The following is a 9,948-nucleotide window of genomic DNA, read 5'->3' on the forward strand; positions in this document are numbered from 1 at the left end:
ACAAGCCCCGCCCGGTCCCCCCGCCGGGCGGGGTTCTTGTTTTGTTGCAGGCCCCGGGTCGTCATTGCGAGCCAACGGGTCGCGCGAATGCGCGCCCGATGACAGGCTCCGCGAAGCAATCCATCGGACCGCAATTGCAGATTGGATTGCTTCGTCGCTCCGCTCCTCGCAATGACGGTTTCGACTCAGCCCCTTTTCCGAACAACGACCCGGTGAATCCTCTTGCCCGAAGACGCGCTGACGACCTCCTCGTCGAGCAATACGCTCGTCGTGGATAATTCCGCCAATACCAGCGACGCATTGAAGGCCGCATAGAGGCGGCGGTGTTGGTCGCGCTGATCGGCGCCTTTGGTGACCCGCCAGCTCAGATAGAAGATGCCGCCCGGCTTGACGATGTCGAGCATGCGGGCGACCGAGGGCGCAATCATCGCGCGGTCGAGGTGCATGATCACGGTCTCGCACAATACATTGTCGAAAGTGTTGGCGGCGATACCGGGCAGATCGGGCAATTCCACATGCGCGAACTTCAGAGCGGGATATCGCTTGCGCGCCTCGGCCAACAGGCCGTCGGACGCGTCATATCCCACGGCCGGAAAACCATTCGCATTCAGCCACGCCACCTCGCGCCCGCTGCCGCAGCCGATATCGGCGGTCGCGCCGCCGACGACGAAGAAGCGCCTGACGATGTCGTGCAGATCGTGAGGCGCCGGCTGTTCGTGCCAGTCTTTCGCGAACGCCGCTGCATCAGAATCGTAGGCGGCGAGCGTGGGGCGATCCAAGGGATCAGCCTTCGATCTTGGAAAAATCCGCCACCGCGCGGGTGGCGGCGCGGATTTCATTCAGGAGCTTCAGGCGGTTTTCGCGCACTTTGGGATCGTCGTCGTTGACCTTCACTTTATCAAAGAACGCGTCGACCGCCGGACGCAATTTGGCCATTGCGCTCATCGCGGCGGCGAAATCTTCTTTTGCCACGGCCGCAGCGGCTTCCGCCTTTACCTGGTCGATCGCTTTGGCCAGCGCCTTTTCCTCGTCGACCTTGTAAAGCGCGGGATCGGGCGTGCCATCGAAGCTTCGCTTGTCCTTTTTCTCCTCGATGCCGAGAATATTGCTCGCGCGCTTGGTGCCGGCGAGCAGGTTCTTGCCGTCGTCGGTGTCGAGGAATTTCCCAAGCGCTTCGACGCGACGGACTGTGGACAAGAGCCCTACCTCTCTACCACCAGGATGAAGCACGGCTTCCACCAGGTCATGTCGCGCACCTTGATCGCGAAGCTGGACCGTAAGCCGATCCTCAAAGAAACGCTGAAATGAATCACCAATCTCGGAAATCTCTTCGTCAGAAAGGTTCGCACGAATCCTCTTGATGCGCCTTTCGAGTAGACCTCGAGGGTACAATTCAATTTCGCGCTCGATCGCTATTCGAATGACCCCCAGCGCCGCTCTGCGCAACGCATACGGATCTTTGCTTCCTGTCGGCTTTTCATCGATGGCCCAGAAACCGACCAGCGTATCGATCTTGTCTGCCAGCGCCACCGCAATACTCACCGGATCGGTTGGCACGCGATCGTTCGGCCCCTGTGGCTTGTAATGCTCCTCGCTTGCCGCAGCCACGGAGGCATCCTCGCCCTGCGCCAGCGCGTAGTACTTACCCATCAGGCCCTGCAGCTCCGGGAATTCGCCGACCACGTCGGTCAGCAAATCCGCCTTTGCCAGATGCGCAGCACGCTTCGTTTTTTCGACATCGGCTCCGACGTGTGTCGCAAATTCCGCAGCCGACAATTCGATCCGCTTGATGCGCTCGCCCTGCGTGCCCAGCTTTTCGTGAAACACGATCTGCTCGAATTTCGGCAGGCGATCTTCCAGCTTCGTCTTCAGATCGGTCTCGTAGAAAAACTTCGCGTCGCTCAGCCGCGCGCGGATCACGCGCTCGTTGCCGGCTGTGATCGCCTGGCCGCCGTCGGAAGCTTCAATGTTGGCGGTGAGGATGAACTTGTTGGCGAGTTTTTTTGTCTTGGGATCGCTGACCACAAAGCACTTCTGGTTGTTGCGGATCGTGGCGCGGATCACCTCGCCGGGAATCGACAAGAATTCCTTGTCGAACGAACCCATCAGCACGACCGGCCATTCGACCAGCCCCGCCACTTCATCCAGCAGCACCTGGTCCTCGACCAGCTCAAACCCTTGCGCGAAGGCGAGCTGTTTGGCGTCGGTGAGAATGGTGTCCTTGCGGCGTTCGGGATCGAGCACGACCCTGGCGTCCAGAAGCTTCGCCTCGTAATCCTCGAAGCGGCGCACGGAAATCGGCGCGGGCGCCATGAAGCGATGGCCAAACGTGGTCTGCCCGGCTTCGATGCCATCGACGACGAATTTCACGACGTCGGGTTCTTCGGTTTCCAGGCCGAAGGTGGCGGTGATGGCGTGCAGCGGCCGCACCCAGGAGAGCGCCCCCGACCTCGCCGAACGTTCGCCCCAGCGCATCGATTTCGGCCACGGAAAGGTTCGGATGATGACCGGCAGAATATCCGCAAGCACGTCAATCGTCGCACGGCCGGGCTTTTCGATCAGCGCGACGTAGAAGTCGCCCTTCTTCGGATCGCGCTGGATTTTTGCCTCGTCGAGCGAGGCCAGTCCCGCCGCCTTGAGAAAGCCGGCGATCGCCGCCTCCGGCCCGCCGACGCGCGGACCCTTGCGCTCTTCCTTGAGGTCCGATTGCCGGGCCGGAATGCCGTGCACCGTCAGCGCCAGCCGCCGCGGCGTCGCGAACGCCTTGGCGCCTTCATAGACGAGACCCTCGGCGACAAGCTTGTCGGTGACCATGCGGCGCAGATCGTCCGCCGCCTTCGCTTGCATCCGCGCGGGAATTTCTTCGGAAAAAAGTTCGAAAAGCAGATCGGGCATCTTTTTACTCCCCTCCCCCCGCTTGCGGCGGGGAGGGGAGCAGGCCGGAGTTCGCTGAAACATTCAATTCCAAAATTGCTTTTCTCACAAAGCCCCGCCCGCTTCGGTGTGCACCCAGGCTTCGCCGCAGGCCTTGGCGAGTTCGCGCACGCGCATGATGTAGCTTTGCCGCTCGGTCACCGAGATCACACCGCGGGCGTCGAGCAGGTTGAAAACGTGACTTGCCTTGATGCACTGGTCGTAGGCCGGCAGCGCCATCAGGTGCTCCTTGCGGCTGCTGCCGTTCTTCCAGCCGGCATCGAGATATTTCCTGCAGGCCTGCTCGGCCATCTTGAACTGCTCGAACAGCATCTCGATGTCGGAGTGCTCGAAATTGTGCCGCGAATATTCCTGCTCAGCCTGCAGGAACACGTCGCCATAGCTGACCTTCTCGGCGCCGTCGCGGCCATTGAAATTGAGGTCGTAGACGCGGTCGACACCCTGCACGTACATCGCAAGACGCTCGAGCCCGTAGGTGAGTTCGCCGGCGACCGGCGCGCATTCGACGCCCGCGACCTGCTGGAAATAGGTGAACTGCGACACTTCCATGCCGTCGCACCAGCATTCCCAGCCGAGCCCCCACGCCCCCAGCGTCGGGCTTTCCCAGTCGTCCTCGACGAAACGGATGTCGTGCAGATGCGAGTCGACGCCGATCGCCGCGAGCGATTTCAGGTACAATTCCTGAATGTCCGGCGGCGACGGCTTCAGGATCACCTGGAACTGGTAGTAGTGCTGAAGCCGGTTGGGATTTTCGCCGTAGCGGCCGTCCTTCGGCCGCCGCGAGGGCTGCACATAGGCCGCGTTCCAGCGTTTCGGGCCGAGCGCGCGCAGCGTGGTGGCGGGGTGAAAGGTGCCCGCGCCCACCTCCATGTCGTAAGGCTGCAGGATTACGCAGCCGTAATCGGCCCAATAACGCTGCAGCGTCAGGATCAATCCCTGGAACGAGCGTTCCGGGCGCATATGCGGAGGCAGGGCATCCATCGTCGGATCAGGTCTTCGCGAGAGGTCTGGCTTGAGCGCGCGGGACCGTATCGGCGGGGGGCTGCGGAATCAAGGCGAGGTCAGCCCCGAAAAGCATGTTCCTGATGGTGAGGAGCGCGGCTTCGCACGTCTCCGGACGATGCGGAGCCTGTCATCGGGCGCGCGTTCGCGCGACCCGTTGGCATCGCCGGGAGAACCATGAAGGCCCATCCTTCGAGACGCAGGCTCGCGCCTGCTCCTCAGGATGAGGTGGAGGATCAGCCCGGGCGATAGGCGCCGGTGTTGGGATCCCGCCGCAGCGTCGGAATCTCGTGCGACCTGGCGGCTTCGGCGACCCGCGCCAGACGGGCCTCCTCCAATTCCCGGTTGACCCTGACAGCTGTCCGGTAAGCCCAGCGGACCACGGCCAGCCCACCCAGGGCGCCCGCGAATGCGACAAGCGGCGGCATCGGTCGATCCTCGTTCATGCTTCACGCCCCGATTCCCATTGTCGCGCAAGCCGGCCCGGCCCGCAATTGCATTGTCCCGGGACCAAATGGCGCGGGCCGTTTCACCCTAAAACCCGAATTTGGCCCAAATTGCCCTGCTCTCCAGCGCCGAAATCAGCTCCTCCGGCAGGCCCGAGATGCCCTCCAGCGAGGCCAGGGTTCCCGCCGACCGGCGGCCGAACAGCCCGGACAGCATCCCCGTCGCCGGCGCGACCACCGGCGTCAGCACCTTGTCGCCATAGCGGGCGCGCAGCGTCGAACGCAGATCGCCGATCGCGTCCGCCAGCCCAAGCGACACCGAGGACTCTCCGGCCCAATATTCCCCGGTAAACAGCACATCGTCAGCACCCTTGAGCCGCGCGCCGCGACTTCCCTTCACCAGGGCGATGAAGATGGCATGGATCTCGCGCTGAAGCGCTTTGACCCGCGCGACGTCATCGGGGTTTTCCGGCAGGAACGGATCGAGCATCGCCTTGTGCGCGCCGGCCGTATACAGCCGGCGCTCGACGCCAATCTTGCTGATCAATTCCTGAAACCCGAAGGAGCCGCCGACCACGCCGATCGACCCCAGGATCGAGGAAGGGTCGCAGAATATCTCATCGCCCGCGCAGGCGATCATGTAGCCGCCGGACGCCGCGACATCCTCGACGAACACCAGCACCGGCAGCTGCTTTTCCGCGGCGAGTTGCCGAATGCGCAAGTAGATCTGGCGCGACTGCACCGGCGAACCGCCCGGCGAATTGATCACCAGCGCCACGGCCTTGGCATTTTTCATCGCAAAGGCGCGCTCAAGCGTCCTGGCGACGCCCGCCAGCGACATTCCCGGCCGCAGAGGCGTCACCGCACCGATCAGGCCAGACAGGCGGACCACCGGGACCACAGCGGTTCCCCGCCGCAGGCGCGCCGGAATCCATTCCATTATCTTTTCAATCGGAGCCGGCCATTTCCGGGGATCATTAGATGTTTCCGTCATGCCGTTACCTCAAATTAACCATTCGTTATCACGCGACTGTCATTGAACTGATGAAATGCATTTTGCATTTCGGCGGTCATTAGGCTGCAACTATGCGACGGAGCAAGACATGAAAATCTATCTGCTGATGGCGCTGATCGGTACTCTTTTGACCGCGATTCGCTTCACTTCAGCGCCAGAGCAGCCTTCGAAATCGTTGCCGCAATAGCCGTTCCGCCCGCCTATCGGGCGATCTTCAGGGTATCGCCAGCGGCAATTCCCCGTTCCCTGCCAGAATATCCTGCACCTGCTGATTGGGCCTTCCGGACTCGTTATTGAGTATCAGCGCGGCATGCATGCTGATGGGCGCCTTTCCACCCTTGACGGCGCGAACCAGCACGCGAATTGCCGGTGACGCCGCATTGCCATGAACGGGCAAGATCGCCAGACTGCCAAAGCCGCGACCCAGCGCCGCCAGCAGCTCGACGAGACCGTCCGCGCGCCAGATCATGGTGAGGACGCCGCCGGATTTCAGAATTCGCCGGCCTGCGTGAATCCAGCTTTCGAGCGTCGCAGCCGTCGCCACATGGGCTGATACCCGCGCCTTGTCCGGCGAGGCGCGATGCCGCGCGGAATCGTTGAACGGTGGATTCATCAGGACCAAATCGATACTGTCGGGAGCCAGGCCTGCGGCCGCAAACGCCTCAGCATCCGAGGTTACGTCAAGCACGATGAGATCGGCCGGGATGGCGTTGGAGAGGGCATTGCCGCGGGCAATATCCGCCAGCTTCTCGTCGACCTCGACCAGAACGAGTTTGATCCCGGCCACGCGTTTGGCGACCGCAAGACCCGCGGCGCCGACGCCGGCACCGAAATCGACCACGCGGTCGCCGGCGCGCGCCGGCGTCGCGGCCGCCAGCAGCATGGCGTCGTGACCGGCGCGGTGACCCGATTTGGGCTGCCGCAGACGCAATTTCCCTCCGAGAAACGCGTCTTCGGTCAATTCGCCCGATAGCTCAGTCATCGGCCCGCAGCTCATGGGCCAGGCCGGCGTCGCACAGAATCCGGCGCGCCTCGCTATTGTCGTCGTCATGGACCAGAATCCGGCGCGGCAGGACCCCGAGCGAGCCCTCGATGATGCTCATGTTCTGATCCAGCACCAAATGGTGGATATTGGCGCCGTCGAGCAGCGCGCCTATCGCTGAAACCAGCACAATATCGTTGGTCCGAACCAATTCCCGCACTTTTGGCTCTCCTCTGTCGGCCCGGCCGGGCGGTCCCGCGACGCGTGTTGTGGGCTCCGTGCCCTTGCCGCGCTACCCCGCACTTTCTATTGTTATATCCGACGACAGGGCCAATTGGGCAAATGTGGAGACCAGCGTGGCGGTTATTGTACCCTTCGAAAGCCCCTTGGACGCTTCGATAGAACAACTGGTCGGGCTTGTCGCCGCCGATATGGAGCGGGTCAACGCGACGATCCTGTCGCGCACCGGCTCGGAAGTCACCATGATCCCCGAGGTCGCAAACCACCTGATTTCCTCAGGCGGCAAGCGCCTGCGCCCGATGCTGACGCTGGCGATGGCCAATCTCACCGGCTATTCCGGCGACGGCCATATCAAGCTCGCCGCTTCCGTCGAGTTCATGCATACCGCGACGCTGCTGCATGATGACGTGGTCGACGAAAGCGAATTGCGGCGCGGCAAGCTGTCGGCCCGCATGCTGTGGGGCAACGAGGCGAGCGTGCTGGTCGGCGACTTCCTGCTCGGCCAGGCCTTTCGCATGATGGTCGAGGTCGGCTCGCTGCGCGCGCTCGACATTTTGTCGTCTGCCGCGGCGACGATCGCCGAGGGCGAGGTGATGCAGCTCGCCGCGGCGAAGAACACCGCCACCACCGAGGACGAATACCTCGCGGTCATCCGCGGCAAGACCGCCGAACTGTTCGCGGCGGCCTGCGAGGTCGGCCCCGTGATCGCCAACCGTCCGAAGGCCGAGCAGACGGCGTGCCGCTCGGTCGGCATGAATCTGGGCATCGCATTCCAGCTGGTGGACGACGTTCTGGACTATGGCGGCAAGTCCGCCAAGCTCGGCAAGAACGTCGGCGACGATTTCCGCGAGGGCAAGATCACGCTGCCGGTGGTGCTGGCGTTCCGCCGCGGCAACGATGTCGAGCGTGCATTCTGGGTCAACGCGCTGGAGCGCGGCGAGATCGGCGACGGCGATCTCGATCACGCCGTTGGGCTGATGACCAAACACCGCGCGCTCGAGGACACCATCAACCGCGCCCAGCACTATGGAGCGATGGCGGTCGATGCACTGGCGCTGTTTCCGGCCTCGCCTATGAAGACCGCACTGGAGCAGGTAGTGGCGTTCTGCCTGGCACGGTCGCATTGAAATCCTCATCCTGAGGAGCGCGCTCTTCGCGCGCGTCTCGAAGGATGAGCCAGGTTGAGGGTATTTCCGGCCTCATGGTTCTCAAGGCGATGCGAAGCATCGTCCGGAGACGGCGCAAAAGCGCCTCCTCACCATGAGGGTCTATCACTCAGCTCAGCACCCCCGCATGCACCCACCATTGCGGGTGAGCGAGCTGAATTTTCTGCGCCGCGCGCTGCGCCTCGGCGGTGTTCTCGAAGATCGCATAACAGGTGGCGCCCGACCCCGACATCCGCGCCAGCCATGCCCCGTTGGTGGCGTTGAGCGCCGAGATCACCTCGCCGATGATGGGCTGAATGCGCGTGGCCGGAGCTTCAAGATCGTTGGCAGCGGCCGCGAGCGCTTCCACCCAGTCTTCGACGGACGCGCCGGCCTCCGGCCAGGCGACGGCCTGGAACACGTCGGCGGCGCCGACCAGCAATTCGCCGTTGCGCAAGCCTAAGGCTTCAAACACGTCCCTGGTCGCCACGGGAACGCGGGGGTTGACCAGCACGCACGGCAATTTCGGCAGGACCAGCGGCAGCAGCGCTTCACCGATCCCTGTCATGACGCAGGCGCGCGAGGCCAGGCAAACCGGCACGTCGGCGCCGGTCAATTGCGCGACCTCGATCAGGCGTGGATCATCAATGGCAAGGCCGTTGGCCTGCGCCAGCAGCCGCAACGCCGCCGCGGCATCGGCCGAACCGCCGCCGATTCCGGCGGCGACCGGCAGCACTTTGTCGAGCGTGAAACTGCCGACCTTCAAGCCCGGCACGCGTTCGCCGAGCAGCCGCGCCGCCTTGAGCACGAGATTGTCGGCGGTCTCGCCGCAGTCCTGCGCCAGCGGCCCGGTGGTCTCAAGCTGCAGTTCCGGGCCTGGCGTCAGGCTGAGACGATCGGCGCAATCGGCAAACGCGACCACGCTTTCGAGCTCGTGATAGCCGTCGACCCGCCGTCCAACCACCCGAAGGGTCAGGTTGACCTTGGCGCGCGCATCCCCAGCCAGCGCAGCTGCGGGGGATTTGGCATTCGCTTTGGTATCTCCACCGCTCGTCATCGCGAATGCAAAATCCAAATAAACCGCACTGGAATTGTGTTCTTAAGCGCCGCTCGGCTCAAAATTCGCGCCGCGGCCGGCCACAGCATCCGAACCTCGGAGCCGCAAACCGGCGATCGGCCATCGACCTTTCGCTCAAGCCGCCCCTCGATCAGCCGCCCTTGCCGTCTTCTTTCTTCTTGTCCGCGGAGGCGGCCGAAGAGGTATCGTCAGGAAGCCCGTTTTCGATCTTGGCCTCGATCTTCGGGAGATCTTCCGCCTCGGGCTTCAGGTCGCGGGCGTGCGCCCACTGGAATTTTGCTTCCTGCGTGCGGCCGATCCGCCAATAAGCGTCGCCGAGATGGTCGTTGATCGTCGGGTCCTCGGGCTTGAGATCGATCGCCCGCTCGAGATTCTTCACCGCGTCCTCATAATTGCCGATGCGGTAATAGGCCCAGCCCAGCGAGTCCACGATGTAGCCGTCGTCCGGGCGCTGGTCGACGGCGCGCTTGATCATCTTCATGCCCTCGTCGAGATTGATACCCTGATCAATCCACGAATAGCCGAGATAATTCAGCACGTGAGGCTGCTCGGGCTGCAGCTCGAGGGCCTTGCGCATGTCCGCCTCGGCCTTGCTCCACTGCTTGGAGCGTTCCTCGCAGATGCCCCGGTAATAGTAATAAACCGCATTGGATTTGTCGTTGTTGGGAGGCAGGACGTCGATGCCCTGCGAGTAGGTCTGGGCGCAGTCGGCGAACTTCTTGCGGCCGCGCTCGACGTTGCCGAGCGCCATGATCGCCTCAAGATCCTTGGGATCCTCCGTCGTGACCGTTTTCAAAATCTTGATCGCCTCGTCGCTGCGGTCGGCGGCATCGAGGTTGATGGCGAGCTGAATCTGCGCATTGCGCCGCAGCGGCGAATTGACCGGCATGCGCTCGTAGACCTTGATCGCCATCGCCGGCTTCTTCACCGATTCGTAGAGGTCGGCCAGCGACAGCAACGCCAGCGGATGATTGGGCGCGAGATACAGCGCAAGCTGCAAATAAACCAGCGCGAGGTCCTCGCCGCCGCGGCGGGTCAGCGTTGCGCCGATCCCGTAAAGCGCCTCGGCGGCGCCGGTCTGCGCCGAATCGACCAGCGGCGGCAGC

Annotated in this window: 10 protein-coding genes; 1 reads left to right on the forward strand and 9 read right to left on the reverse strand. The window is 63.2% G+C overall.

What is annotated here, in order from left to right; translation table 11 throughout:
* Positions 1 to 185: 185 nt before the first annotated feature.
* The 7 genes from E8A46_RS24280 to E8A46_RS24310 form a co-directional block, all read right to left on the reverse strand.
* Entirely contained in the window at positions 186 to 779 is a 594-nt protein-coding gene (locus E8A46_RS24280; RefSeq protein ID WP_291566647.1) for a class I SAM-dependent methyltransferase, read from the reverse strand.
* Between the two features lie 4 nt (positions 780 to 783).
* On the reverse strand, positions 784 to 2,895 hold the full coding sequence (glyS, locus tag E8A46_RS24285) for a glycine--tRNA ligase subunit beta (protein ID WP_291566649.1): 2,112 nt from the start codon (positions 2,893 to 2,895) through the stop codon (positions 784 to 786).
* 84 nt (positions 2,896 to 2,979) lie between these two features.
* The gene (locus tag E8A46_RS24290; protein WP_291566651.1) at positions 2,980 to 3,915 is read right to left on the reverse strand and encodes a glycine--tRNA ligase subunit alpha; all 936 of its coding nucleotides are present in this window, start codon (positions 3,913 to 3,915) and stop codon (positions 2,980 to 2,982) included.
* Between the two features lie 257 nt (positions 3,916 to 4,172).
* The gene (locus E8A46_RS24295) at positions 4,173 to 4,364 is read right to left on the reverse strand and encodes a hypothetical protein (RefSeq protein ID WP_291566666.1); all 192 of its coding nucleotides are present in this window, start codon (positions 4,362 to 4,364) and stop codon (positions 4,173 to 4,175) included.
* A gap of 106 nt (positions 4,365 to 4,470) precedes the next feature.
* Positions 4,471 to 5,322, reverse strand: coding sequence for a S49 family peptidase (locus tag E8A46_RS24300; protein WP_291566652.1), 852 nt, complete (start codon positions 5,320 to 5,322; stop codon positions 4,471 to 4,473).
* 289 nt (positions 5,323 to 5,611) lie between these two features.
* Positions 5,612 to 6,379 carry a methyltransferase gene (locus tag E8A46_RS24305; protein WP_291566654.1) on the reverse strand — a complete coding sequence of 256 codons (768 nt, stop codon included), beginning with the start codon at positions 6,377 to 6,379 and terminating at the stop codon, positions 5,612 to 5,614.
* The gene (locus E8A46_RS24310) at positions 6,372 to 6,599 is read right to left on the reverse strand and encodes a DUF2007 domain-containing protein (RefSeq protein ID WP_291566655.1); all 228 of its coding nucleotides are present in this window, start codon (positions 6,597 to 6,599) and stop codon (positions 6,372 to 6,374) included. Before E8A46_RS24310 ends, E8A46_RS24305 begins: the two co-directional genes overlap by 8 nt.
* Before the next feature lie 136 nt (positions 6,600 to 6,735).
* Here E8A46_RS24310 and E8A46_RS24315 point away from each other — a divergent pair, with 136 nt between their 5' ends.
* On the forward strand, positions 6,736 to 7,746 hold the full coding sequence (locus tag E8A46_RS24315; RefSeq protein ID WP_291566657.1) for a polyprenyl synthetase family protein: 1,011 nt from the start codon (positions 6,736 to 6,738) through the stop codon (positions 7,744 to 7,746).
* Positions 7,747 to 7,894: 148 nt separating this feature from the next.
* Here the strand turns inward: E8A46_RS24315 and E8A46_RS24320 are convergent, their stop codons facing one another.
* Positions 7,895 to 8,821: a 4-(cytidine 5'-diphospho)-2-C-methyl-D-erythritol kinase gene (locus E8A46_RS24320; RefSeq protein ID WP_291566659.1), complete on the reverse strand. Its 927-nt coding sequence runs from the start codon at positions 8,819 to 8,821 to the stop codon at positions 7,895 to 7,897.
* A 151-nt stretch (positions 8,822 to 8,972) separates the two neighbouring features.
* Positions 8,973 to 9,948, reverse strand: a 976-nt coding sequence (locus tag E8A46_RS24325) for a tetratricopeptide repeat protein (protein ID WP_291566661.1), incomplete at its 5' end; no start/stop codon positions are given.

Origin of the sequence: Bradyrhizobium sp. (assembly GCF_004799445.1) — a bacterium.
Lineage (GTDB): Bacteria > Pseudomonadota > Alphaproteobacteria > Rhizobiales > Xanthobacteraceae > Bradyrhizobium.